The organism is Halomonas sp. BDJS001, from assembly GCF_026104355.1.
Lineage (GTDB): Bacteria > Pseudomonadota > Gammaproteobacteria > Pseudomonadales > Halomonadaceae > Vreelandella.
In genome coordinates this window covers 3334217-3359576 of the sequence record NZ_CP110535.1, presented here as the reverse complement: position 1 = coordinate 3359576, position 25360 = coordinate 3334217, and the positions used below count along the sequence as shown (strand labels likewise).

22 protein-coding genes, 2 pseudogenes and 1 riboswitch are annotated in these 25360 nt (G+C 53.4%); of the genes and pseudogenes, 18 read left to right on the top strand and 6 right to left on the bottom strand.

The features are described from left to right. The first annotated feature begins 14 nt into the window (after window positions 1-14). Window positions 15-998 (top strand): YihY/virulence factor BrkB family protein, encoded by a 984-nt coding sequence (locus OM794_RS15650; RefSeq protein WP_226247371.1) that lies wholly within the window; start codon window positions 15-17, stop codon window positions 996-998. Window positions 999-1069: 71 nt separating this feature from the next. Here the strand turns inward: OM794_RS15650 and OM794_RS15645 are convergent, their stop codons facing one another. Both OM794_RS15645 and OM794_RS15640 read right to left on the bottom strand, forming a co-directional pair. Further along, the gene (locus tag OM794_RS15645) at window positions 1070-2479 is read right to left on the bottom strand and encodes a PhoH family protein (RefSeq protein WP_226247368.1); all 1410 of its coding nucleotides are present in this window, start codon (window positions 2477-2479) and stop codon (window positions 1070-1072) included. A gap of 194 nt (window positions 2480-2673) precedes the next feature. Beyond that, complete coding sequence (locus OM794_RS15640) at window positions 2674-3543, bottom strand: LysR family transcriptional regulator (RefSeq protein ID WP_226247366.1); 870 nt, start codon at window positions 3541-3543, stop codon at window positions 2674-2676. 115 nt (window positions 3544-3658) lie between these two features. Here OM794_RS15640 and OM794_RS15635 point away from each other — a divergent pair, with 115 nt between their 5' ends. Both OM794_RS15635 and OM794_RS15630 read left to right on the top strand, forming a co-directional pair. Continuing rightward, on the top strand, window positions 3659-4525 hold the full coding sequence (locus OM794_RS15635) for a cation diffusion facilitator family transporter (protein ID WP_226247363.1): 867 nt from the start codon (window positions 3659-3661) through the stop codon (window positions 4523-4525). A gap of 101 nt (window positions 4526-4626) precedes the next feature. Further along, window positions 4627-4884 (top strand): hypothetical protein, encoded by a 258-nt coding sequence (locus OM794_RS15630; RefSeq protein ID WP_226247360.1) that lies wholly within the window; start codon window positions 4627-4629, stop codon window positions 4882-4884. A gap of 92 nt (window positions 4885-4976) precedes the next feature. Here OM794_RS15630 and OM794_RS15625 read toward each other — a convergent pair whose 3' ends face one another. Then, a complete protein-coding gene (locus OM794_RS15625; RefSeq protein WP_035584858.1) occupies window positions 4977-5162 on the bottom strand; it encodes a DUF3008 family protein in 186 nt (61 codons plus the stop codon). Window positions 5163-5375: 213 nt separating this feature from the next. On the opposite strand from OM794_RS15625, the gene ybaK reads away from it, so the two are divergent. The 3 genes and pseudogenes from ybaK (at window position 5376) to OM794_RS15610 (ending at window position 8289) form a co-directional block, all read left to right on the top strand. Further along, entirely contained in the window at window positions 5376-5843 is a 468-nt protein-coding gene (gene ybaK / locus OM794_RS15620) for a Cys-tRNA(Pro) deacylase (protein WP_226247358.1), read from the top strand. Between the two features lie 101 nt (window positions 5844-5944). After that, window positions 5945-7378, top strand: a complete 1434-nt coding sequence (gene dbpA / locus OM794_RS15615) for an ATP-dependent RNA helicase DbpA (RefSeq protein ID WP_226247355.1) — start codon at window positions 5945-5947, stop codon at window positions 7376-7378. A gap of 33 nt (window positions 7379-7411) precedes the next feature. Next, a pseudogene (locus OM794_RS15610) lies at window positions 7412-8289 on the top strand (PA4780 family RIO1-like protein kinase). 91 nt (window positions 8290-8380) lie between these two features. On the opposite strand, the gene OM794_RS15605 reads toward OM794_RS15610, so the two are convergent. Next, complete coding sequence (locus tag OM794_RS15605; RefSeq protein WP_413229639.1) at window positions 8381-8542, bottom strand: hypothetical protein; 162 nt, start codon at window positions 8540-8542, stop codon at window positions 8381-8383. A gap of 64 nt (window positions 8543-8606) precedes the next feature. Next, a pseudogene (gene tal, locus OM794_RS15600) lies at window positions 8607-9553 on the bottom strand (transaldolase). Window positions 9554-9909: 356 nt separating this feature from the next. On the opposite strand from tal, the gene OM794_RS15595 reads away from it, so the two are divergent. The 9 genes from OM794_RS15595 to OM794_RS15555 all read left to right on the top strand — a co-directional run bounded on the left by OM794_RS15595 (window position 9910) and on the right by OM794_RS15555 (window position 20126). Then, window positions 9910-10383 (top strand): RpiB/LacA/LacB family sugar-phosphate isomerase, encoded by a 474-nt coding sequence (locus tag OM794_RS15595; protein ID WP_226247350.1) that lies wholly within the window; start codon window positions 9910-9912, stop codon window positions 10381-10383. An 87-nt stretch (window positions 10384-10470) separates the two neighbouring features. Further along, window positions 10471-12201, top strand: a complete 1731-nt coding sequence (locus OM794_RS15590) for a dihydroxyacetone kinase family protein (protein ID WP_226247348.1) — start codon at window positions 10471-10473, stop codon at window positions 12199-12201. 38 nt (window positions 12202-12239) lie between these two features. Beyond that, window positions 12240-13220, top strand: coding sequence for a sugar-binding transcriptional regulator (locus OM794_RS15585; RefSeq protein ID WP_226247346.1), 981 nt, complete (start codon window positions 12240-12242; stop codon window positions 13218-13220). Between the two features lie 399 nt (window positions 13221-13619). Next, window positions 13620-14726 carry an MDR/zinc-dependent alcohol dehydrogenase-like family protein gene (locus OM794_RS15580; RefSeq protein ID WP_226247344.1) on the top strand — a complete coding sequence of 369 codons (1107 nt, stop codon included), beginning with the start codon at window positions 13620-13622 and terminating at the stop codon, window positions 14724-14726. Window positions 14727-14773: 47 nt separating this feature from the next. Then, on the top strand, window positions 14774-15418 hold the full coding sequence (locus OM794_RS15575) for a DUF2291 family protein (RefSeq protein ID WP_226247341.1): 645 nt from the start codon (window positions 14774-14776) through the stop codon (window positions 15416-15418). Window positions 15419-15427: 9 nt separating this feature from the next. Continuing rightward, on the top strand, window positions 15428-16975 hold the full coding sequence (locus OM794_RS15570; protein ID WP_226247339.1) for a sugar ABC transporter ATP-binding protein: 1548 nt from the start codon (window positions 15428-15430) through the stop codon (window positions 16973-16975). Window positions 16976-17000: 25 nt separating this feature from the next. After that, a complete protein-coding gene (locus tag OM794_RS15565; RefSeq protein ID WP_226247336.1) occupies window positions 17001-18092 on the top strand; it encodes an ABC transporter permease in 1092 nt (363 codons plus the stop codon). A 78-nt stretch (window positions 18093-18170) separates the two neighbouring features. Next, window positions 18171-19127, top strand: coding sequence for a D-ribose ABC transporter substrate-binding protein (locus OM794_RS15560; RefSeq protein ID WP_226247333.1), 957 nt, complete (start codon window positions 18171-18173; stop codon window positions 19125-19127). An 87-nt stretch (window positions 19128-19214) separates the two neighbouring features. After that, window positions 19215-20126 (top strand): ribokinase, encoded by a 912-nt coding sequence (locus OM794_RS15555; RefSeq protein ID WP_226247331.1) that lies wholly within the window; start codon window positions 19215-19217, stop codon window positions 20124-20126. 118 nt (window positions 20127-20244) lie between these two features. On the opposite strand, the gene OM794_RS15550 is transcribed toward OM794_RS15555, so the two are convergent. Continuing rightward, a complete protein-coding gene (locus OM794_RS15550) occupies window positions 20245-20721 on the bottom strand; it encodes a 6,7-dimethyl-8-ribityllumazine synthase (protein ID WP_226247328.1) in 477 nt (158 codons plus the stop codon). Between the two features lie 97 nt (window positions 20722-20818). Beyond that, window positions 20819-20988, bottom strand: a riboswitch (FMN riboswitch). A 228-nt stretch (window positions 20989-21216) separates the two neighbouring features. Between OM794_RS15550 and OM794_RS15545 the strand changes: the two genes are divergently transcribed. The 3 genes from OM794_RS15545 to OM794_RS15535 all read left to right on the top strand — a co-directional run bounded on the left by OM794_RS15545 (window position 21217) and on the right by OM794_RS15535 (window position 25297). Further along, a complete protein-coding gene (locus tag OM794_RS15545) occupies window positions 21217-22260 on the top strand; it encodes an AbrB family transcriptional regulator (protein ID WP_226247326.1) in 1044 nt (347 codons plus the stop codon). Between the two features lie 86 nt (window positions 22261-22346). Continuing rightward, window positions 22347-24245, top strand: coding sequence for an ABC transporter ATP-binding protein (locus OM794_RS15540; protein ID WP_265153902.1), 1899 nt, complete (start codon window positions 22347-22349; stop codon window positions 24243-24245). A 44-nt stretch (window positions 24246-24289) separates the two neighbouring features. Beyond that, window positions 24290-25297 (top strand): zinc-dependent alcohol dehydrogenase family protein, encoded by a 1008-nt coding sequence (locus tag OM794_RS15535; protein WP_226247324.1) that lies wholly within the window; start codon window positions 24290-24292, stop codon window positions 25295-25297. Window positions 25298-25360 lie beyond the last annotated feature (63 nt).

The following is a 25360-nucleotide window of genomic DNA, read 5'->3' as shown; positions in this document are numbered from 1 at the left end:
GTCAGGAGCCTGCTATGGGTAAACTCCCCCGTGGCCGCCGCGCGCAGGTACCTGGCGATATTCCTCAGCGGGGGTGGCACGACATTATCTGGCGGGTAGTGCGCGCCGCGCGTCGTAACCGCCTGACCATGCTGGCGGCTGGGGTGGCTTTTTACGCCTTGCTGGCGCTGTTTCCTACTATCGCGGCGGTCATTTCCCTCTGGGGGCTACTGTTTGACCCCTATGAAGCTGGCCAGCAGCTGTATGAAATCAGTCGTTTTATGCCGCCGGATGCTGCCGAGTTAATCGATAAGCAGGCCCAGCAGGTAGTTGAAAGTGCGGAGTCAGGTAGCTTTCTGGGGGCTCTAGCCGGGTTGCTGATTGCGATGTTTATCGCTTCCAAAGGGGTAGCAGTGCTGGTTGTTGGCCTTAATGTGGTATACGGCGAAACCGAAAAACGCAGCCTGATACACCGCACTGTGGTATTGGTCGCGCTGACTTTTGGCTTGATTTTTATGACGCTGATCTCGCTAGCGTTTATCGCCATCGTACCGGTGGTAGTCAACTCCCTGGCGATTGATCCGCCGCTGAATCAGATTTTGCAGTGGCTGCGCTGGCCTGCACTGTTGGTTGTAATGAGTATGCTAATAGCGCTGCTCTACCGCTATGCGCCTTATCGACGTTCGGTCCAGTGGAGCTGGTTGAGTTACGGCACTCTGCTGGCAACGGGGATGTGGCTGTTAGGTTCCGGCGGCCTTTCGCTCTACGTTCGCTACTTTTCTACCTTTAGCGAGCTATACGGCTCACTGGGGGCGGTGGTAGCGCTGATGCTCTGGTTCTGGCTGTCTGCCTTTGTGGTGCTGTTTGGTGCAGAGGTCAACTGTGAGATGGAGCGCCAAACCTTCAACGACACCACCATTGGCGAGGCGCGTCCGTTAGGGGAACGCGAGGCGTTTGCCGCGGACACCATTGGCGCCCCCCGGCCGTGGAGGGATATTGAGGAGAGTAACGATACTTGAGGGTGGTGGAGCGCCTCCCACCAGCGGTGGGAGGCGGTTAGTTTTAAAAAAGCAGGTTTAAAGAAGAAAGCTTAAAGCAGCTCTTCCGCCGCCAGAGCCAAGCGTGAGCGTTCAACGCTTTTCAGTGTGATATGCCCAGCGTGGGGCCAATCACGGAAGCGCTCAACTACTGCGGCCATACCGCAGGTGTTGGCCGTTAGATAGGGTGTATCAATCTGCCCGACGTTGCCCAGACAGACAATCTTGGTGTTACGCCCCGCCCGTGTCACCAGCGATTTAAGCTGTTTGGGGGTGAAGTTTTGCGCCTCATCAATGATTAAAAAGGTGTCATTCAGGGTGCGACCACGCATAAAACTTGGTGAGCGGATCTGTACCCGTGAGCCAATCAGCTGTCGCGTAGCGCCATTATCCCAGCTGGTTTCTCCCTCCTCGTTGCGCAGCAGGTTATCCATATTGTCGTGGAAGGCACCCATCCACGGTGACATCTTCTCCTCCTCGGTGCCGGGTAGAAAGCCAATGTCTTCCCCCATGGGGATCGGCGCGCGGGTAAACACAATACGCTCAAATAGCTTGGCATCCAGGGTCTGCTGAAAAGCGGCAGCCAGGGTCATAAAGGTCTTACCCGTACCGGCATTACCCGCAATGGTGACCAGATCAATATCGGGATCCATGAGCAGGTTTAAGGTGAAGTTTTGCCGACTGTCGTGGGCGTGAACGCCCCAAACGCCCGCGTGGTGGCGATAGTTCGTCAGCAACTGAAGGCGCGCCGAAGAGGGCCCCAGTTCACGAACGATTGCTTCGAACTCTGCCCCGTTTTCGCTATCCGAGACCAGCATGCCCACGTGCCAGTGGCGGGGCATAGTGCCAGTGAGCTGGTAGAAAGTGTGGTGATCCAGGCGCTCAACGGTGACGTCGACATTCAACGCTTCCCACAGGGAAGCGCCATGCTGGCCAGCGGAGGCGTAGACCTGAGCGCCCTCAATCATGGCGTCGCTGTCGGAGAAGGCGCGATCGTTGAGGTAATCTTCAACGGGCACTTTCAGCGCGGCGGCTTTAACGCGGAGGTTGATGTCTTTGGTGATCAGAATGACCGAGGCGTCGGGGCGTTCTTCGCGAAGGCGGCAGGTCTCCGCCAGTATGCGGTTATCGGGGCTATCGTCGAGGGCGTCAAAGAGCTTTAAATCGTTGTAGCATAAAAAGTGCAGGCGTCCTGTGTCGCCGCTGAGTCGGGGAATCGGAATACCGCGTTGGATCTCATCAAAGGTGACTTGGCTGGTAAGGTCAGAGAGCGTACGGCTGATTTGGCGAGCCGTGCGGGCAATTTCACGTACACCATTTTTGTGCTTATCAAGTTCCTCCAGGACGGTCATGGGGATAACAACGTCGTGCTCATCGAAGTGGTAGAGCGCGGTGGGGTCATGAATGAGGACATTGGTGTCCAACACATACAGCCGAGTGGCTTTCTTATCGAGTCGTACCATCGTTGGAATCACTCCTTGGTTGACGGCAACATCGACACTGGCAGGTGCGTATTACGCCCAGATGACACTTACCAGTGTTCCTCACGTGGCGTGTCCTGGCGGCTCCTTATTTAGCTCTTTGTAATAGCGTGGAAGGCTTTGGTGTTTTTTTCCATAAAAAGATTTCAACGATATGTCAGTGGGTTCGTATTGGCTTAATTGAGCGTAGCCAAAAAATGCGTCACTTTATTTAACAGTGCAGTGGCGACCACGCCGCAGTTATCACTCTCCACATAACGGTAATAGTGGCTGTCTAGCGCTAGATCGTGATTTAGCGTGCAGAGCGTGCCCGCTTCCAAGGCGCCTTTGACTAAAGGGTAAGGCAGCAGCGCCCAGCCGGTCGCGTTGATGACGGCATCGCGAATCACCTCAAACATGGTGAGGCCAAGATAGTTACCTGAAAACAGCGCTTCGCTGATCAGCTTGTCATCCTGCACGTGGGTAAAACACACTTGAGTGTACTGGGCCAAGTCGTCGCGGTTAACGCTGGGGAGGCGGCTTAGTGGGTGGTGGGGCGCTGCCACTAAACGCATGTTGACGGGAGCCAGGTTGGCTGCGCTGGCATCAATGCCTTCGGCGGTATACAGCCCAAAGGCAATATCCACCGTTTGGCGCTGCACAAACTGGGTATGTTCCTGGGGCGGCACCAGGTATACCGAAATCGCGGTTAGCGGAAATTGCTGTTTTAAATCATGCATCACCTGGCGCCAAAACACCTCGGGCAGGGCGTCATCCCGGGCGATGCCGAGCTGGCTTTCAACGCCCTGCAAGTGCTGGTGGCAGTGTTTTTTGATCCGACTGGCGCTAGTCAGCAGCCGATAGCAGTCGGGAAGCACGCTGTCGCCCACGGCGGTCAGCATTAGGCTATTGCCCGAACGCTCAAATAGCGCCACACCCAGGCTATCTTCCAGCGCATTGACGGCGGCACTCAGTGTGCTCCGTTTTAAGCCGGTGTGCCGTGCAGCGGCAGCAAAGGAACCGTGCTCGGTGACATCAATAAAAGCCTGTACCTGTTCAGCGCGCATAGTCATCTCGTTTAATGCGTTGAGCGCCAGTTAACTTGGCGCTGAGCGATTCGTGATTGTCATAACTCTTCTCTATTATGGCGTACAATTCGCCTAACGTGATGGAGTTATCCGCGTGACCCCCTTTATTGCCGAGCGCCGTGCGCTAAGATTTTCAGCCATTTCTGCTAGCCTGTTTGCGTTTACCGGGCTGGCGCTAGGGTTGACCAGTGGTTCTATAACGATTCTTTTTGATAGCGGTTACTCGCTGTTAAGCCTTGTGCTGGCGTCGCTATCGTTATTTGCACTAAAGCAGGCGCGTAAACCTGCAGACGATCACTACCCCTTTGGGCGGCTGACGGTAGAGCCACTTGCAGTGCTGCTCAAAGGTGTGGTGATCGCTATGGTCTGTATCGTTTCGCTGGTTTCGGCGTTATGGAGCCTGCTTGACGGCGGGCGGCTGGTCACGCTGGATTTGGCGCTGATGTTTGGTGTGGTCAACGTCACGGGCTGTTTATTAACCTGGTGGTGGCTGGCGCGCTACGCCCGGGTGGCGCGCTCTTCGCTGTTGGCCGCCGAGCTACGTCAGTGGCAGATGGATACCTGGCTGAGTGCCGCCGTTATGCTGGGGTTTGGGCTGACCTGGCTGTTAACCCAGTCGCCCTGGGCCAGCTACGCACGCTTTGCCGACCCGGTGATGGTACTGATTATTGCGGGTTACTTCCTACCCATGCCTATCCGTATGGTGAAGGGGGCGCTGCGTGAGCTGATGTTTGGTGGCTCATGCAGCAGCGTGCGGCGCGATGTGGTGGAGGATGTCGCTGACTTTGATGTCAGCGCCGACGATGTGCGCCTGGCCCAGGTGGGCAGCTTTTTAATGGTCGATATTCAGCTCGATAAGCAGCAATTCGACGACGCCCAAGAGATTGTGGATAGCGTAGAAAAGCGCTGTAAACGGCTAAACCTGCGCCCGGTTACCAGTCTTACCTTAGTCACTGGCTGAGGGGGGTGAAAAAAGATTGACGTGCTGTTAGCGGCAGTGCTATTTAGCGCTACCGACAATAGGTGTCGGCTTAATAGTGCTACGTTGAGGGTTGTAAAAACATGCCACTGCGCCGCTGTTTACCCGCACTGGTCGCTGGCTGTGCAAGTTCTACCATTGCGCCAAGCTATACCACCGACAATCCTGACGTCATGCGGATTGGTGGTGAGCGCCCGGCCAACCGCGATGCGAGCGTTGAAAGCACTGGATCGTTCTGCCTGGAAACCGCCGAACGCTGGAATGAGCACGGCCGTACACCGGATGGCCAAACGCTTTGGGCAAAAGACACCCTGCGTAAAGTGGTGCCTTGCAAGCAGTGACGGTTAGCTAGTCAATACCAACAGCGCCAGCTTATCGAAGCTGGCGCTGTTGCCTTACATGGCTCTTTTCGCAGGCAGGGGCAAGAGGATGATCAATCCTGTTTCTTTTCCGGCTTGCCTTTGCGCTTTGTGCTCGCGAAGTCTTCTAGCTCCTCCTCGCTCATGGAGTCATACATCTCTTTAGACGAACCATAAAGTTCACTGGGCTTGGTTTCTCCGCGCTTAGCAGAGAGTGCCGCGCCCGCTGCTTTCTGTTGCGCTTTAGAGGTTGCTGGCATTGCTGATCTCCTTTCATTTAGCTTCCATTTACCTACTGCACTATTGAGCATTGCACTGATAAGGATAGTCGCTAGAGCTCAGCTTTCCATTCATAGCGTGCTAATATTCATGCCCCCGTTGACTTCCCTTTGCCTGCCACGTTATTAACCTATTAGGCGAAGTGGGCCACTCTGTAACGTCATCGTATCAACGCTGTTAAAGAAGAGAACGACATGACACCGGCTATCAATAGCGCGAAACACGCAGGCATTGCCTTTCAAATCCATGAGTACGATCACGACGTCACTGCACACTCCTATGGATTGGAGGCGGCTGAAAAACTAGGCGTTGCGGTGGAGCAGGTATTTAAAACTCTAGTAGTGAAGCTGGATGGCAAACAGCTGGCGGTAGGCATTGTGCCGGTCAATGGCCAGCTGGGGTTAAAGCAGATCGCCAAAGCTGCCGGCGCAAAGAAAGCCACTATGGCGGAGCCGTCGGAAGTAGAGCGCACCACCGGCTATGTGCTAGGAGGGGTTAGCCCTTTAGGGCAGAAAAAGCGCTTGGCCACCTTTATTGATCACTCTGCCGAACATTTTGCCAGTATCTATGTGAGTGCCGGGCGACGCGGGCTTGAAATCGAGCTGGCGCCTGGGGACTTAGCCAAGCTAAGTCAGGCCATCTTTGTGCCCCTTGCAAGCTGATGTCGATGTGATGGCGGCGCAGCCCCGGGCACTTTCTGGTATGGTGCGGTAATATTTGCGTGTGTCATTTGCCCTTAAGGTAGCGCACGCTGTTTTTTTCGATGGCCACCTCGCTGTGGCCCAAGCAAGGTAATACCGTGTCTGACTCCTCTTTCTCCTCGTTAGCGTTGCCAAACGTTCTGCTAAGCAACCTTGCGTCCCTTGGCTACCACGAAATGTCGCCGGTGCAGGCGGAGAGCCTGCCGCCCATGCTGGCCGGGCGCGATGTATTGGCCCAGGCGAAAACCGGCTCAGGGAAAACGGCGGCGTTTGGTTTGGCCCTGCTGGCTAAATTGAAAGTAGAGAGCTTCGCGGTGCAAGGCTTGGTGTTGTGCCCCACAAGGGAGCTGGCCGATCAGGTGGCAGAAGAACTGCGCCGGTTAGCTCGTGGCATGGCCAACGTAAAAATACTCACCCTCTGCGGCGGCGCGCCCTTTGGCCCTCAGCTCGGTTCTTTAGAGCACGGCGCGCACATTGTGGTGGGCACACCGGGGCGTATAGACGAGCATTTGCGCAAAGGCTCGCTCACCCTGGAGTCCCTCACGACGCTGGTGCTGGACGAAGCGGATCGGATGCTGGATATGGGCTTCCAGGCGACCATTGATGACATTATTGCTGAGACCCCAGCCGACCGCCAAACGCTGCTGTTCAGCGCGACTTTCCCAGACGAGCAGTCATCGGGCGGCCTAACGGCGATGACCCGCGGCATTATGCGTGAACCGGTGATGGTCAAAATCGCCGAGGTACACGACGCCACTACGATCCAGCAGCATTTTTATAGTGTCGCTGATGAAGAGACGCGATTCGACGCCCTGCGCCAACTGTTACTGGTCTATCGGCCCGCGACCAGCGTGGTATTCTGTAACACTAAACGCGAAACCCAGGCAGTGGCTGAGCAACTGACCGATGCAGGGTTTAGTGCCGTGGCGTTAAACGGTGATTTAGAGCAGAAAGACCGCGATCGCATACTTATTCTGTTCTCTAACCAGAGTACCTCTATTTTGGTGGCCACCGACGTTGCCGCCCGTGGCCTGGATATTGCCCAACTGGACGCCGTGTTTAACTACCAAATTGCCCGCGAGCTTGATGTTCATGTGCACCGGGTCGGTCGCACCGGGCGTGCCGGGGCCAGTGGCATTGCCTGCACGTTGGTAACCCCTAAAGAGAGTTACCGGCTGGAGCGGCTGGAAGGGTTGCTGGAGCAGGCGATTAAAACCGAGCCCCTGCCGAAACCCCAGTACTCGGTACCGTTCGAGCCGCTAATGGCGACGCTGCAGTTAGCTGGTGGTAAGAAAGATAAGCTGCGCCCCGGTGATATTCTGGGAGCGCTAACCAGTGAAGGTGGGCTGCGCGGCGATCAAGTGGGTAAAATCAAAGTGCTCGCCCGCAGTGCCTATGTGGCCGTTGAGCGAGACGTGATTCAACAAGCTCAGGCCAAACTCGAGCGTGATAAATTAAAAGGGCGTGCTTTCCGTGTTCGCCGTATCCGTTACTGAACGCGTACCAAAGAGGAGCCGACGCAGCTAACCATGAAAATCCCTAAGCGATTACAACCTCTTGTCGATGATGGAATGATCGACGAGGTGTTGGTGCAGTTAATGAGTGGCAAGGAAGCGCAGGTCTACGTAGTGCGCTGCGGTGAGGAAGTGCGTTGCGCCAAGGTATTTAAAGAGGCTAAACAGCGCAGCTTTAAACAGGCCGTTCAGTATCAAGAGGGGCGTAAAGAGCGCAATAGCCGCCGCTCGCGGGCAATGGCCAAAAAACCCGTTACGGTCAGAAAGAGCAGGAGCAGGCGTGGCTGAATGCTGAAGTCGATGCCCTCTATCGTCTTGCTTCGGCGGGTGTGCGGGTACCTGAGCCTCATGGCTTTGTGGACGGCGTACTGTTGATGGAGATGATCAGCGACGCCGAAGGCAACGTCGCGCCGCGCTTGGACGAAGTGACGCTAACGCCAGAGCAGGCCCAGACCTACTACGCCAAGGTCATTCAAGACGTGGTGAAAATGCTCTGCGCGGGCCTGATTCACGGCGATTTGTCGGAATTTAACGTGCTGGTCGATGCCTCCGGCCCGGTGATTATCGATTTGCCCCAGGCCGTTGATGCCGCCGGCAATAACAGCGCGGCCGCGATGCTGTATCGCGATGTGGATAACATGCGCAATTACTTCGGCCAGTTTGCGCCAGAGCTTCTAAACACCGAATATGGCAGAGAGATGTGGGCGCTGTACGAAACCGGTGAACTGCATCCGGATAGTAAGCTCACCGGCCACTTCGATGCCGACACCCATATTGCTAACGTCGATGAGTTGATGGAAGTTATCGACGATGCCAAAGAGGAGGAGGCGGAGCGCCAAGCGCGTATGCGCGATGACGACGATGATGATGGCGAGATTCCCCAGCCTTACTAAGCTGTTTTTGCTAGCTTCACCCAAGCCAATGGCGTCATGGGTAAGGACGTAGATCACCTGCTGGCCCATCAATGCTGCCATCCGTTTCGAGTTACGCCATGTACGCCATAAAGATCAGGAAGGTGGCGCCATCATGAGTGGCAACAGACCTGCCGTGCAGGTAGTTACCGCTGGCGTTTTCGGGCGTGACCGCTTTAGCGCCTTTCCGGAAGGTTAGCGCTAAATCGGCGCTACCGCCCAGTGGTTCAGGCATTGGCGAACTCAAAGCGGCTATTCATAGCAGTGATACCTTGGCTGTTCTATTGTGTGGCGGTTCGTTAGGCGCGGGCAGTCAAGCGCTGAGTAATCAACGACGCTAATGTTTGCTGGTCGTTGGCGAAGCGTCGGATTCCGTCACCCAGCATCTCGTTGGCCATTGCATCTTGGTTGTGTTGCCAACGAAAGCCTGCTTCTGATAGCGGTGTGAATGCTTCACGAGTGACGGTTTTCTGTTGGATTTTTGAGGCCACCTCTCCTTCCATGCGATCAAGCTGTTCTAGCAGTGCAGGAGAGATGGTCAGGCGATGGCAGCCCGCCAATGCTAAGACCTGATCGGTGGTACGAAAACTTGCCCCCATGACGACAGTGTCGTAATGACCAGCGGCAGCTCTCTCGCAAACCCCCTTTACAAATAGCACGCCAGGGTCTTCTTCTGGGGTGAACTGCTTATCTGTTGTTTTTGGTACCAATCGCTAACGCGGCCAACGAAGGGCGATATCAGGTACACCCCCGCATCGAAGCAGGCCTGCGCCTGAGCATCGCTGAACAAGAGCGTTAAGTTGCAGTTGATGCCTTCACGCTCTAATTGCTCAGCCGCACGGATCCCTTCCCAGGTAGACGCGAGCTTGATCAGCACACGGCTGCGACTAATACCCATTTGTTCGTAGTGCTCAATCAGTTCGTAGGCCTTGTGAATACTGGCTTGGGTGTTAAAAGAGAGGTGTGCGGACACTTCTGTCGATATTCGTCCAGGCACCACATTGGCAATTTGCCCGCCAATCGCAACCGAAAGTTGGTCAACTATCCGGCTCAGGTCGCTCTCATCACGACATGATTCAGCAAGCACCTTGTCGATCAACGCTTGATAACGAGGCAGTTCGAAGGCCTTGAGAATCAATGAGGGGTTAGTGGTAGCGTCCTGCGGTTGATAGCGTTTTATAACCTCCAGGTCGCCCGTGTCGGCCACGACCAAAGAGTGCTCGCGTAATCCATCCAGAAGCGACATTGCCTACTCTCCGTAAAAATGAACAATATGTGTTCAAATGATTGTCTATTTGTACCGATTTAGTCAAACAGGTCTGCTGATGAAATCGATTTCAAGGCCGTCGAACAAAAGTATAGTGCTTGGTAGGTAATGTTTTATTTCCAGATAATTCTTTTATTATCAAATACTTGTTGTTTTTATCTTTGTTTTTGTCTTTAGGTATCTCAAAAAATGCAAATGGATCTTATGATCGATGTGTTTACAAATGCTCGGTTAGTGATAGATTGAATAGCGTCAGTAGACGGCTGGCAACTGCGGGGCGGTATTCATCGTTGTTAGTCGTCCGCGTTTCTATTGCTTAGAAAGGGAGAGCATGAATGTCTAGTGCGATGTCTTCTCTCAGAGTCGCCATTGGCGGTGATGAGGCCGCTTACGACTTGAAAGAGATTCTTATTGGTTATATCCGAGAGTTAGGCTACGAGGTTGAAGATTTTGGCACTTTTAATGCCCAGCCGGTGCTGTACCCCGATGTTGCCTTTGAGGTGGCGACGGCGATTAAGGAGGGGCGCTTCGATCGTGCAGTACTGGTATGTGGCACGGGAATCGGAGTGGCTATTTCTGCCAATAAGGTGCCCGGTATCCGCGCTGCGCAGGCACACGATACTTACTCAGCAGCAAAGGCGCGCACCAGTAATAATGCACAGATTGTCACGCTGGGATCCAGAGTGATTGGGCCGGAGTTGGCTAAATCAATAGTGGCAACCTTTTTGGATAGCCACTTTTCGGGTGGAAATTCCGAATTAAAAATAGCAAAGATTGACGAATATGAGTCTCGCTTGAATACTCCGTAACCGTGGGATTGCTCATATTCGTCGACTAATAACAACAGCATGCAAGCTGTGATAACGCAGTTTGGCCTCACTCCAGAGGATATAATAATGACACGCCTATTTAATGATCCAAGTGATTTCCCTGAAGAAGCTCGTTTAGGTTTGGTAGCTGCTCATCGCGATAAGCTGATGGCTGTACCGGGAGGCGTCGTACGCAGTACGCGCAGCCAGCCAGATAGTGTTGCGGTCGTGGTTGGCGGTGGTAGTGGCCATTACCCCACCTTTGCGGGATTGGTTGGGCAAGGGTTGGCCCATGGAGCGGTCATGGGAAATCTGTTTTGCTCGCCTTCTGCACAGCAAGTTTATTCCGTCGCCAAAGCCGCCAACAACGGCGGTGGTGTGCTGCTCTCATTTGGAAATTATGCGGGGGACGTGCTGCATTTTGGCGAGGCGCGAGAGCGTTTGATCGCGGACGGTATTCCCTGTGAAATCGTGCTGGTCACTGATGATGTCGCCAGTGCGCCCTTGGCGGAGATGGATAAGCGCCGTGGCATCGCCGGTGATCTAACCGTTTTCAAGGCCGCCGCCGCTGCAGCAGAAAAGGGATTATCACTGGAAGAAGTGGTTCAAGTGGCGAAGGAGGCAAATCGCTGCACGCGCTCTTTTGGAGTGGCGTTTGAGGGATGCACGTTACCGGGTGCGGCCGATTCGCTCTTTCATGTGCCCGAAGGCAGGATGGCCATAGGCCTGGGGATTCACGGTGAGCCGGGTATTAGTGAGACGGATATCCCTTCCGCAGACGGCTTGGCAGAGATCCTCGTTACCCGATTATTGGAAGAAGTACCAGAAGGTATCAATCTTAAAGGAGCGCGGGTGGCGCCGATACTCAATGGCTTGGGTACCGTTAAGTATGAAGAGCTGTTCGTTATTTATCGTAAGGTTGACGAGCTGCTGCAGGAGGCTGGTGTGATCATCGTCGAGCCGGATGTGGGCGAGCTAGTGACCAGTCTTGATATGGCCGGGGTTTCGCTGACGCTGTTCTGGCTTGATAAAGGCATGGAGCCGCTGTGGACCGCCGCTGCGGATGCGCCGGGCTATCGAAAAGGCAGCGTGACGCCAGCGCAGGCGCTGGATCCTGCCGAGGTAGAGTTGGTTACGCAAGATGAGATTCCCGAGGCGAGCGATGCCTCGCGAGCATTAGCCAGGGGCGTCGTTGAGGCGCTCGAAGTGCTCGCCAATACGGTCAATGAAAACTGCGAGATGCTGGGCCAGATTGATGCGGTTGCTGGGGATGGTGATCACGGTATTGGTATGCAGCGAGGCAGCAGGGCTGCGCTTGAGGCGGCTAAAGAGGCGCTTGACGGCGGGGCGGGCGCGGAGACGGTGCTGCAGTGGGCTGGGCAGCGCTGGTCGGATAAAGCGGGTGGCACCTCTGGTGCTATCTGGCGGGTGATCTTAAAAGCGATGGGCGAGTCGCTTGGCAATGAGCAGCCGCTCTCAGGGCGGCGTCTTGCCGCTGGAGTGGTCAAGGCCCGCCAACAAGTGATGGCATTCGGCAAGGCTGAGTTGGGTGATAAAACCCTTGTCGATGTGCTGGTGCCTTTTGCCGATGCCTTGTCTTGGGAGGCTGAGCAAGGCCAGGGTGCTTTGGTTTGCTGGGAATCTTCTGCACGCATAGCGAGTGAGGCGGCTGAGGCTACCAGGCAGCTAATTCCCCGTGTTGGTCGCGCGCGCCCATTAGCCGAAAAAAGCGTGGGTACGCCTGATGCCGGCTCAGTTTCATTGGCACTGATTATTCAGGCGCTGATTCCTGTGTTGAAAAAGTGTCAAGCAAACTGACATGATACATGCCCTCCAACAACTCCTGGATGCCGAGGATGAATGGTCAAGACGCTGCAGATATAGACTTAATGACAGAGATTTCAACGCTCTACTATGTGCAGGGGGAAACGCAGGAAGCGATCGCCAATAGGCTCGGCCACTCGCGTGTGCGAATAGGGCGGCTGCTCAAGCGTGCTCAGGCAGAAGGAATTGTCGATGTTCGCGTGCGCCTGCATCCCGCCGTGAGTGTTGAGATCGAGCAGGAGCTCAAACGGCGCTTTGGCCTGAAGCGAGCATTGATCGCTCTGGATAATGCCGATCCGGATGTACAGCGCTCGTCGGTTGCGAGTCTGGTCGCCGACCATTTGTCGCGTAGCTTGACCGATGGCCAGATTGTGGCCGTTGGGATGGGGCGTAACGTCGCCGCGGTGGCGGATAACGTTTTCCTGGCGGAGTCTTTAAAAGTTTCATTTGTGTGCGCAATCGGTGGCTCGCTGCGCGCAGGTGAGCATATGAATCCCGACCATATTTGTCGACGTTTGGCGAGTAGGTTTGGCGGTGACAGTGAGACGCTGTATGCCCCTGCGCTGGTGCAGAATGGGGAGCTTAGGGATGCGTTGTATGAAAACTCCACCGTGCGCCAGACGCTAGACCGGGCTCGACGCGCGGATACTGCTTTGATTGGTGTAGGCGATGTCAGTGAAGACAGTAATATGGTGCGCATGGGGTGGTTTTCGGCCCAGGAGATTGCTGAAGCACGGCTCTCTGGAACCGTGGGCGATATGATGGGTTATGACTTTATCGATATCCATGGGAAGCCTTCTGCCACGCAGATGCAGGGGCGTGTGGTGGGGCTCAATATCCAGGATCTCACGCGTATTCCCGACGTTATCGCTATCGCCAGTGAGAATACTAAAGCGGTCGGCATACTCGGTGCTCTGCGTACTGGGGTCATTGATACATTGGCCACTAGCGTCACTAACGCACACACTATTCTGCGTCTTGATGAGGCGACTCAAGGAGAGGCGCGCGCTTAATTTGTACTCAAACGTAGCTCTCTTTTAAAGATTCTGGGGTGCATTGCGCCCAACCCAGCTCTGCTCCCTGAGGCATGTTCACTTATGGCATGCCTGGTTTACCTACCCGTCTCCCGCCAAGATATCGGTAGCGACTAGCTAATATCTGTTCATATGAACAATAATAGAACATATTTTATGCCTTAAGTTGGTATTGCCGCTTAACAAATATTTTCCATTTTTTAAATTTAAGTATAAAAATCAATAAATTGAATTGTTGGCCTAAAGTATAAGATTAGAAAATGCCATTATGGATTGACTCAGCTATGCTTAAAGCAGTTAATTCATATGTACATAATAAGATCTTTTGTAATGCAGGCTTCGCTAGCTAGGCACTACAAGATACATTAGGAGTGAATAATGCATAATGCTGATAACAACAATCCCACCGAACTACCACTGACCATGCAAGCCGTCGTCGCCTACGCGCCTGGTGATTATCGCCTTGAAGAGGTGGACGTGCCGAAGGCGGGAGAGGGTGAAGTACTGATTAAGGTCGAAGCGTGCGGCATCTGTGCTGGCGATCTCAAAGCCTATGAAGGCGCCCCCAGCTTTTGGGGAGACGAAACCCAGCCTGCCTATATCAAAGCGCCGATGATTCCAGGTCATGAGTTTATTGGTCATGTGATGGCAATGGGGGAGGGTGTACAGAGTTTCGAAATCGGTGATCGCGTTATTTCTGAGCAAATTGTGCCTTGCTGGGAGTGCCGATTCTGTCACCGTGGTCAGTACTGGATGTGTGAAAAGCACGATGTCTATGGGTTTCAACATAACGTGAATGGCGGTATGGCCGAATATATGGTCTTTCCCAAAGAAGCCATTAATCACAAGTTGCCCGATGAGATTCCAATGGAGAAGGCGGTTCTTATTGAACCCTATGCGTGTTCGTTACACGCCGTTAAGCGTGCGCAGATTGAGCTGGGTGATGTGGTTGTACTCTCCGGTGCTGGAACCCTGGGGCTGGGGATGATTGGCGCAATCAAAAAGTCCGGGCCTTCCAAACTGGTCGTGCTGGATCTCAACAATAAGCGCTTAGAACTTGCCAAACAGTTTGGTGCCGACATTGTCCTGAATCCTGCTGATGTCGATGTTGTTGACTACGTGAAAAGTATTACCGAAGGCTATGGCTGCGATATCTATATTGAGGCCACCGGTGCCGTTAAGTCGGTTGAGCAAGGTCTTTATATGATTCGTAAACTTGGCCGTTTCGTCGAGTTTAGCGTATTCAAAGAGCCTGTGACGGTTGATTGGAGCATTATTAGCGATCGTAAAGAGCTCGATATTCTGGGGGCGCATCTAGGCCCCTATTGCTACCCGCTTGTGATCGAAGGCATCGGTAATGGTGATTTTCCAACGGATCACGTAGTGACGCATAAGCTGCCGTTAACAAAGTTCCATGAAGGGCTAGATTTAATGCGCAATGATCCTGATGCGTTGAAGGTTGTGCTTATACCTGACGGGAAATAGATGACGGAAGTTTCTTCTTTATAAATACAATGATAACCGGAGTGATTATGTCGGCGACATTAAATTCGGTGCCCGGTGAAAAGCGTATAAGGGTCTATGTGGCAACTGCTTTTGTGTTAGTGCTGTTTGCACTCATGGCGTTTGATACCAAAGTCATTAGCCTGACTGAACTTGAGAGCGAGGTGGGGTTTTCACCCCAGCAGTTCGCTCAGGAAACATTTCCAGAGATCCAGGCATATGTCGAGGATAACGCTGTAGATGCATCGGTATTGGCGCCAGAAGTGCTTCAAGATGCCGGCGCGGCAGGTGAGAGGTACGGTGTAGCTGCTGGCATTGGTCATATTGTGCCAGTCTCTTTCTCCGGTATTGCCGTAGAAGGGCGAGGAGGTGTTTATACCCTTGATGTTGCCGATGTGTCTTCAGATATCGTCATTCGTGTACAAACAGGCCCTGCCATTAATGGAACTACGCTGAGAGATACAACCGGCACTATTCAATTTGGTGACTTCACCAATCAGATTGAGTACCAAGATGCCGGTGCGGCACTCAATGACGAAATGAAGCGTCAAGTGCTGGCGGACATTTCCGGACAAGACTTAACCGGAAAAACGTTAGAAGTAGTCGGCTCCTTTACCATGATAAATCCTAATAACTGGCTAATTACTCCCGTGAGTATAGCGATCATTGAGTGAGGGGTGGCGATGAGTATCGATAGATCAACACTTGAAGTGGCTCCACCCGAGGTGATTCTTTCTGCACGCAATATCGAAAAACGTTTCGGTGCCGTGCAAGCCCTCAAAGAGGTGAACTTCGATATATATCGAGGACAGGTGACAACGCTGTTTGGTGAAAATGGCGCGGGTAAATCCACGCTGATGAAAATTTTGTCTGGCGTCATTGCTCAGACGGCGGGTGAGATTGTATTGGAAGGCGAGAGTGTCAGCTTTTCGTCGCCGTCGGATGCTGAAGCGCTGGGGATTGCCATTATTCATCAGGAGTTGAGCTTGGCCCCTAACCTGAATGTGCGCGACAACATTTTTATGGGTCGTGAACTGACGAAAGGGAGGGGCAGCGTCGATTATAAAGAGGAAGCGCGTCAGGCTGAGCTGTTAATGGAGGAGCTTGACGAGCCGATCCACCCGCTCACTCTAGTCGAAGACCTGCGAGTGGGGCAGCAGCAAATCGTTGAAATCGCTAGAGCGCTGTCCAAGAACTCACGCATTTTGATTATGGATGAACCGACTTCCGCACTGAGTGCAACGGAAGTAGAGACGTTATTCAAAGTCGTCCAGGATCTCAAAAACAAGGGTGTCTCGATTGTTTATATTTCTCACCATTTGGAAGAAGCGCTAAAGATTACCGATCATGCCGTTGTTCTCCGCGATGGTGCCATGACTGCTTACGCCCCACGTAGTGATATCGACCTGCAGTGGATTGTTAGGAATATGGTGGGAGAGCATTTCGATCTTGGCTCACCGCCCACGGGGTATGAGCAGGGCTCCATCGCGCTCTCCATCCAGAACCTTTACGTAAGCGACGATAAAGTGGCAGATCGCTATGTTGTTGAGGACTTTTCACTTGATGTGCGTGCAGGCGAGATTGTCTGCATTTATGGGCTAATGGGTGCTGGAAGAACAGAATTATTGGAGTGCGTGGCAGGACGAACCCGGCAGTCCATGGGAGATATTTTGCTCAATTCAAATGATGTCTCGCATTACGACATTGCGCAGCGAATCGAGAGAGGGTTGGTGTTAGTGCCTGAGGATCGTCAGCGTGATGGCTTAGTGCCCACCCTGTCCGTCGGTAGAAATCTGTCACTAGCCAGTATTCATGCGTTTACTCGCAAGGGGCTTACGTCATCCGGCCTGGAGGCAGAAATGATTAAATCAGCTATCGATAGGGTGCACATCAAAACAGACGGTGGAGAGGCTGCTATTGGTTCACTGTCTGGCGGTAACCAGCAGAAAGTGGTCATCGGGAAGATGTTGGCGACGCATCCCGACGTCATCATGCTCGATGAGCCAAGCCGCGGCATTGATGTGGGCGCCAAGGCCGAAGTATTCAAGTTATTGAGCCAAGGGGCCCGGCGGGGGTTGGCGGTTGTCTTTACAACGTCTGAAGTAAGCGAGTGCTTGAGTATCCCGCACAGAGTGCTGGTGATGAGCAAAGGGCGGATCTCTGCTGAATTTAAACCGGGTGTAACGAAAGATGAAATTATGGCTGCTTCGGGCGAATCAGTTGCTGCATGATTACTCAATCGGATAGGTAATGACTATGTCTTATCACAACAGTAACGCAGTTGAAAAAGGCAGTATCGATATCGTCAAGGTTTTGCTGGAAGGTCGGGCTTTTTTCGCATTAATCGTAATCATTATTGTCTTTTCCATGCTCTCGCCTGTTTACTTTTCAACGGGTAACTTTTTAACCATGTCTTCACATGTGGCTGTTTTTGGCTTGCTAGGCATCGGTATGCTGTTTGTCATTCTGACTGGCGGTATTGATCTGTCGGTTGGTTCTACGCTGGCACTTTGCGGAGTGTTCGCCGGTATGTTGCTAGAAGGGATAGAGGTTGAGGCGCTTGATTTAGCTCTCTTTCCTTCAGTCTGGGTCGTCGTGGTGCTTACCTGCTTGCTAGGCGGGCTAGTAGGGACGATCAATGGCGTATTAGTTGCCTACTTCAAAGTGCCTGCTTTTGTGGCCACACTGGGTATGTTGTATGTTGCGCGCGGCGCCGCCCTCTTGCTAACGGATGGCTTAACTTTCAATAGTTTAAGTGGTGAGCCCGCATTGGGTAATACGGGGTTTGAGTGGCTTGGATTTAATAAGCTATTAGGTATTCCGGTAGGCGTTTTGATTCTGTTTGTTGTCGCGATTATCTGCATGTTGGCGCTCAGCCGTACGCCTTTTGGCCGGTGGATTTACTCTACAGGTGGCAATGCGCGTGCTGCCGAGCTTTCTGGGGTTCCTGTCAATCGCGTTAAGCTCTCTGTCTATATCATTTCTGGCGTATGTGCTGCCATGGCTGGAATTGTGCTCGCCTCACAGTTGACGTCTGCCGGGCCTACGGCAGGAACAACGTACGAGCTGACCGCGATTGCGGCAGTCGTGATTGGTGGTGCTTCACTAATGGGGGGGCGCGGCACGGTTCGCAATACATTATTGGGTGCTTTTGTGATTGGTTTTCTGGCTGATGGTCTTGTCATCATCGGTGTGTCTGCCTACTGGCAGATGGTATTCACGGGCAGTGTTATCGTCTTCGCTGTCATGCTAAATAATGTTCAATACAGCGCTAAAAACAAGTCCTCGAAAAAGGCTGAGAAAGCTGCAGAAATTAAGCGCGAAGGTTCTAGGGCAAGCGCTACTTAACGTAGCACTGCTTAGAAGCGTGACCTGCTCAGGTCTACCGATTTAAAGACTAACAATCATAACGATGAGGTAATAATCATGCTTCCAAAAAGTAAAAAAATGCTTTTTACAGCACTCGCCAGTGTCTCGATGCTCTTTAGCGGCTCTATTTTTGCTCAGGAAAAGGGGCTGATCTCAATTATTGTCAATGATATGTCAAATCCCTATTGGCAAACGGAAGGCACCATTGCTGAACGCACAGCAGAGGAGTTGGGCTATGACGCAAATGTAAGTTCCCATGTGGGTGATACCAACACTGAGAGCAATCAGGTCGATACGGCAATTACCAATGGGGCTAAAGCGATCATTCTGGATCCTGCTAACGCGGATGGCTCAATAGGTGCTGTGCGAAGAGCAATTGATGCGGGAATTCCGGTATTTATTATTAACGCTGAGATTAACCAGCAGGGGTTGGCCAAGGCGCAACTGGTTTCCAATAATGCACAGGGTGCCGCGTTAGGTGCGCAAGAGTGGGCAATGCAATTGGATGGCGAGGGATCATATATAGAATTAAAAGGGCCTCCTTCTGATAACAATGCTGCGACACGATCCAATGGCTATGAGACGGTGTTAAGCCAGTACCCCGACCTTACCCTGGCGGCATCTGACATCGCTAATTGGGATCGAACCGAAGGGCGTAATAAAATGCAGAGCATGCTCCGTTCTCATCCTGATATCAGAGGTGTCATTAGCGGTAACGACGAAATGGCCTTAGGCGCTATTGTCGCCCTAAAGCAGGAGGGGCTGCTCGATGATGTATTGGTTGGTGGGTTTGACGGTTCACCCGATGCGGTTGATGCGGTTCGCTCGGGGGAGTTGGCTTATACTGTTCTACAACCGGTAGCCGTATTTGCAGAAGATGCGGTAAAAATCGCTGATCATTACATCAATACAGGTGAAACAGGGCTAGATAGTGAAAAGCAGCTTTATGACTGTATCCTTATTACGTCTGATAATGTTGATAACTATACCTCTCCTTTTGTTCTAGAAGAGTAGGGTTTAGAAGAGCAAGGATTGGAAAGTCATGATGAGAAGCCAGCCAGCGTTAACGCTGGCTGGCTTTTTGAATAAGAGGGCGTGTCAATGATCTTTAATTTTGGTTCTATCAATATCGATTATACTTATCGTGTACCCTATTTTGTTCGGCCCGGCGAAACCTTGGAAAGCGGTGAGTATAATATTGGCTTGGGTGGGAAGGGCGTCAATCAGTCGTTGGCGATAGCACGCGCCAAGGGGGCGGTGAGCCACTGGGGGCGAGTGTCATCGATAGATGCCTGGGTGACCAGTGAGCTTGAGTCTGCGGGTGTTGGTGTGAAAGATATCGAATTGACCCCAGAGCCAAGTGGGCATGCCATTATTCAAATTGACGCACTGGGTGAAAACGCTATTCTTCTATTCTCAGGCGCTAATCATGGTTTTACGCGGGAGAGAATGGCAGCGCTGATTGCGCAAACCGAGCCTGGCGACACACTACTTATTCAGAACGAATGTAACGGGCTTGATCAGCTTATTCCATTAGCAGTGAGCCACGGCTGCAAAGTGATATTTAACCCTGCACCAATGACCACGAAGGTGGCATCACTGCCTTTAGAGCAGTGTGAACTACTTTTCTTTAACCGCACAGAGGCCGCCGCTTTATTACAAATGCCGGTAGAGTCGAGTGCTGCAGATTTACTAAGACGTTGTAAAGAAACGCTTGGCGATGTCGAGGTAGTGCTTACTTTAGGTAGCGAGGGGGCTTGGTATCAGTGCCGCAGCGAAACCCTTTTTCAACCGGCCTTAAAGGTAAAAGCCATTGATACAACAGCCGCAGGCGATACCTTTGTGGGCTACTTCCTTGCTGCGAGGCAAGCTGGCCGAACGCCCTCAACGTGCTTGCAACGGGCAACAGCGGCGGCTGCCCTGGCGGTACAAAAACGCGGCGCTGCTAGTAGCATTCCGATGGCGGAAGAGGTTGATGGGGTGATGTGTAGTGTCCTGGAATATAGTGAGTGAGTAAACGACCTTACCACTCCGTAATATCGCAGATTTGAAAACGTTTCTGAATAGCTTAGGCAACGACCAATCCTTAGACTGCCCGCTACCTAAGCGTAACCAGAGGTTAGGCAGTGACCTACCGTAGCCCTTGAATCCTTTTATGATTTTCCAGGGTCATGACCAACGCTTCAGCAGCTTCTTTGCCTTTGGCACGGAAATGATCAAAGAAAAAATCATGGTGCGTGCTGTGTTCATGGAAGTGATGAGGCGTTAGCACAACCGAAAGAATGGGGATTTCGGTTTCCAGTTGCGCCTGCATCATGCCTTCAATGACTGCTTGAGCAACAAATTCATGCCGATAGATACCGCCATCAATGACAAATCCTGCCCCCACAATGGCGCTATAACGGCCAGTTTTGGCGAGCAGTTTCGCTTGAAGCGGGATTTCGTAAGCCCCTGCGACTTGGAATATTTCGACTTGGTCTGCTGAAAAGCCGTGCTCGCCGGTAAGTTGAGCCATAAAGGCTGTTCTGGCCTGAGTAACAATATCGTGGTGCCAAGACGCTTCGATAAAGGCAACGCGAGGGGATGAAGAAGGTTGGGTCTGATTCATGGTTATCCTTTAGGGATTGTTTACCAGAACCAGGGCATGAGGCATCCAATAGCACAGCACCCGCATGCGTTGGAACGCTACGGGTAATATCACTAGGAAACCTTCTCTTTTATCCGGACTATGACCGTCGGCTTCGGGATCTCACCGAATCTGCTGTCCTCAACTGTTGGGTTACACCCTTTGGCTGAGCGCTCGTGGGCTTGTCCGCATCTATTAAGATATGGCATTACCACCGGTGGGGACTTACACCCCGCCCTGAGAAAGTTCGCCATTACTGGCGGTGGGTATTATACGCTTGCTTGCGGGCTAACGGATACTATTAGCATGACAAGAAACGGTGATTCAGGATCACGGCTAAAAGCCGATTCCAACAATAGAAGAGGCCTGCCTCCGCCACCCTAAAGCCCAAGTTGCTGGTTCAGTGGTAGACTACGATGCTCTTAGCAGGTTAATTATTATCTCAGGGGGCTGAGTGGTGAGATATAGGGAGGCGGTGTGAAGGGCATCATGCTGAGTGCAGGAAGCGCTAAAGCGCTGTCAGTGTCGCTAATCGTTGGCGCCGCGGGTGGCACGCTATTCCAACTCACCGGTTTGCCCCTGGCCTGGATGCTGGGCCCGCTGATTGCCAACCTGCTGGCCTCTTCACAAGGTGTTAAGGTCTCGGTACCTGAGCCGCTACGTAATGTCTTTTTAGCCGTCATGGGCCTGGTGCTGGGTAGCCAGGTTACGCCGCAGTTGGCGCATCGTGTGCTGGATTGGCCTGTTTCTGCCGCGCTATTGCTGCTGGGAGTAGCCGCTTCCACCGCGGTGGCTGCTGCCTGGTATCGGCGTTGCGGGTTTGATCCGGTTAGCGCCTGGTTCGGTGCCTCGCCTGGTGCTATGACGGCGATGATCCTGCTGGGTGAAAAGTGCGGCGGCGACCCCCAGCGTATTGCAGTGGCGCAGTCGCTGCGGATCATTTTAGTGATTTTGGTGTTGCCGCCGCTGTTTTGGGCCTATGAGGGTGGTGGCGAGGGCATCGGCCCTGTACAAAGTGGTTTGGAACATGGCTGGATGCTACTGATGATCCCGTTACTGTTGCCGCTGGGCCGATGGCTGCGCATTCCTAGCCCCGCTTTACTGGCGCCACTGCTGGTCGCTGCTCTATTATCCGGTGTTGATATTGCCAGCCTTACGCTACCGGAGTGGGGAATGAACCTGATGCTGTGGGTGCTGGGTAGCGCCATTGGTTCGCGCTTTCAGGGCATGACGCGGCAGCTCTTTGGGCGCTATCTATGGCAGTCTGGCGTGGCGACACTGTTAGCGCTGCTTGTGCTGGCGCTATTTGCCGAGCTGATTCACCAACTGCTCGGGGTAGGGCGCGATGTGGCGCTGCTGGCGCTGGCACCGGGCGGCATTGGCGAGATGGCCATTTTGGCCGTGGCGTTAAATATTGATCCGGTATTTGTCGCTTTTCATCACCTGTTGCGTATGGTGACGCTGATGATTATTGCACCGTTCTGGGCGCGTTGGCTGCTGCGCCACTCCCATCCTTCATGACATTTTAACGACATCTACCCTCTGCACACTTACACATAACAAATTAAAGACCGTTAATACCAACGCCAGTAACGTAAGGAAGCCTCATGCTATCGCGTGTTTTACAGCCGTTATTTCGTTACTTTGAAACGCGGGTTAACCCCTATCCAGAAGGTAAGGTGGAAACGCCGCCCAAAGGCTTAATGCCCTTTATTGTGCACTTCTCACGGCCGATGTTGCCGCTGTTACTGCTTATGACGATGTTTACAGCGCTAGTGTCGGCAGCGGAAGTGGTTTTTTTTAGCTACATGGGCCAACTGGTCGATTGGCTGGGCAACGTTGAACGGGCAGGCTTTTGGGCGGATAACGGCCTCTGGCTTGCTGGCCTGGGGTTGCTGCTACTGATCGGTTTGCCACTCTTGGTGCTGATGCAGTCACTTGTCACCCATCAGAGTATTTTCGGTAACTACCCGATGATTGGACGCTGGTTATCCCACCGCCATATGCTGAGCCAGAGCCTGGCATTTTATCAGGACGAGTTTGCCGGGCGGGTGTCGCAAAAGGTGATGCAAACGGCACTGGCGATCCGCGAGACCGTCACCAAGGTGATGGATCTGCTGGTTTACGCCATCGTCTACTTCACCGGCGCGGCCTATCTGCTGGGCCGGGCAGATTGGCTGCTGCTGATCCCGCTGGGGCTGTGGTTAGTGGGTTATTTGGGGATCATGCGCTACTTCGTACCGCGTTTGCGGGATGTCTCCATGGCCCAGGCGGACGCCCGCGCCCAGATGACGGGACGGGTAGTGGACAGCTACAGCAATATCCAAACTATTAAGCTGTTTGCAGATACTGAGCGGGAACAAGGCTACGCCAAGGATGCCATGGAAGGCTTTATGGTCACCGTGCATCGCCAGATGCGCTTGGTGACGATCATGAGTGTGGGGTTGACGCTGCTGAATACGGCGCTGTTAGTGGGCACTGCGGCCATGGCGATCAGCGCCTGGTACACGGAGGCGATTTCGCTAGGCGTGCTGGCGATTGCTATCGCGCTGGTGATGCGCATCCGCTTTATGTCTGACTGGATCTTGTGGGAAGTCGCCGGGCTGTTTGAAAATATCGGCACCGTCCAGGATGGCATGAACACCATTGCCCAGGAGCCAACCATCAACGATGCGCCCAATGCGAAAGCGCTTCAGGTTCCCCATGGGGAAATTGTGTTTGACCAGTTGCGCTTTCAATACGCTCAGGCGAAAGGGGAGAGTAAAAACGTCTTTGATGGACTAAGCCTGACCATCAAGCCCGGCGAGAAAATCGGTCTGATCGGCCGTTCAGGCGCGGGTAAATCGACTCTCGCCAATCTGCTGCTGCGTTTTTACGACGTGCAGGGTGGGCGGATTTTGATCGATGGGCAGAACATTGCCGAGGTGACCCAAACCTCCCTGCGCCACCAGATTGGCATGGTCACCCAGGACACCTCGCTGCTACATCGCTCGCTGCGTGACAACATCCGTTACGGCAGTCCACACGCCAGCGACGAAGACGTTTGGAGCGCGGTGTGCCGCGCCCATGCGGACACCTTTATCAATGACCTGGTCGACCCGAAAGGGCGCCGCGGGCTGGATGCTCATGTGGGCGAGCGCGGTGTGAAGCTTTCCGGCGGTCAGCGCCAGCGGATTGCGATTGCTCGGGTGCTGCTCAAAAATGCCCCGATTCTGGTGCTGGACGAGGCCACCTCCGCGCTGGACTCAGAAGTGGAAGCCGCCATTCAAGAACAGCTGGATACCTTGATGGAAGGCAAAACAGTGATTGCTATTGCCCATCGGCTTTCCACCATTGCCATGCTCGACCGGCTGATTGTGGTGGATGAGGGCCGTATCGTCGAAACCGGCTCGCACCAGGAGCTATTGGCGAAAGGGGGGATCTATGCCAGCCTTTGGCAGCGTCAGTCGGGTGGTTTTTTAGGTCACGACCTTGATCTTGAAGAGAGTGCCCTCATCTCAAAATAGACCAGTCGTTTTTTTTAACGACATGCGTTCAATAGGAGGTAGTGATGCAAGCCATTCAGCTTCGAGAGCCCGGCGGTTTAGACAAGCTAGAGGTCGTTGAACTAGCGGCCCCAGGCGAGCCTGGCCCTGGTGAAATTAAAGTACGCCTTCATGCAAGTTCCTTGAATTTCCACGACTACGCAGTGGTTGCCGGGATGATCTCGACAGAGCAAAACCGCATTCCCATGTCGGACGGCGCGGGGGTGGTGGAAGCGGTCGGCGAAGGCGTCAGCGAATTCGCCGTTGGCGACCGAGTGGTCTCAACCTTCTTCCCGCACTGGCTGGAAGGCCCGGCGAGAGTGGGCGATTTTCGCACCACGCCGGGCGACGGCGTGGATGGCTACGCGCGTGAGCAGGTGGTGCGCCCGGTCGAGTGGTTTACTCATCAGCCCAAGGGCTATAGCCACGCAGAGTCCGCTACCTTAACCACCGCTGGCTTAACCGCTTGGCGTGCGCTCGTCGTCGATGGCGGTATCAAAGCGGGGGATAGCGTGCTGGTGCTGGGCACTGGTGGGGTATCGATTTTTGCCCTGCAGTTTGCCCGCCTGATGGGCGCGCGGGTCATCGCGACCTCATCATCAAACGAAAAGCTGGCGCGGCTGCGCGAGATGGGCGCCGAGCACACCATCAACTACAAAGAGACGCCTGATTGGGGTAAGCGTGTCAAAGAGCTCACCAACGGCGAAGGCGTTGATCATATCGTCGAAGTGGGCGGCCCTGGTACGCTGCCACAATCCTTTGATGCGATTAAAATCGGCGGGCATATCGCCCTGATTGGCATACTCACCGGCCGTGAAGGTGAGCTGCCTACGGCCAAGTTAATGGCCAAGCAGGCGAACTTGAAGGGCTTGATTGTGGGCAGTCGTCGCCAGCAAATAGAGATGATTCGCGCCCTTGAAACCCTTGATATGCATCCGGTCATTGACCGCGAGTTCCCGCTTGCCGAGATTGCCGACGCTTTCCGCTATCAGGAGTCTGGGCAGCACTTCGGCAAGATCTGCCTGACGTTTTAAATCAGTTGGCTTACTTTCGAGGAAGTGAGTCATAGACAAAACAGTTTGCACGCCTTGCGTATT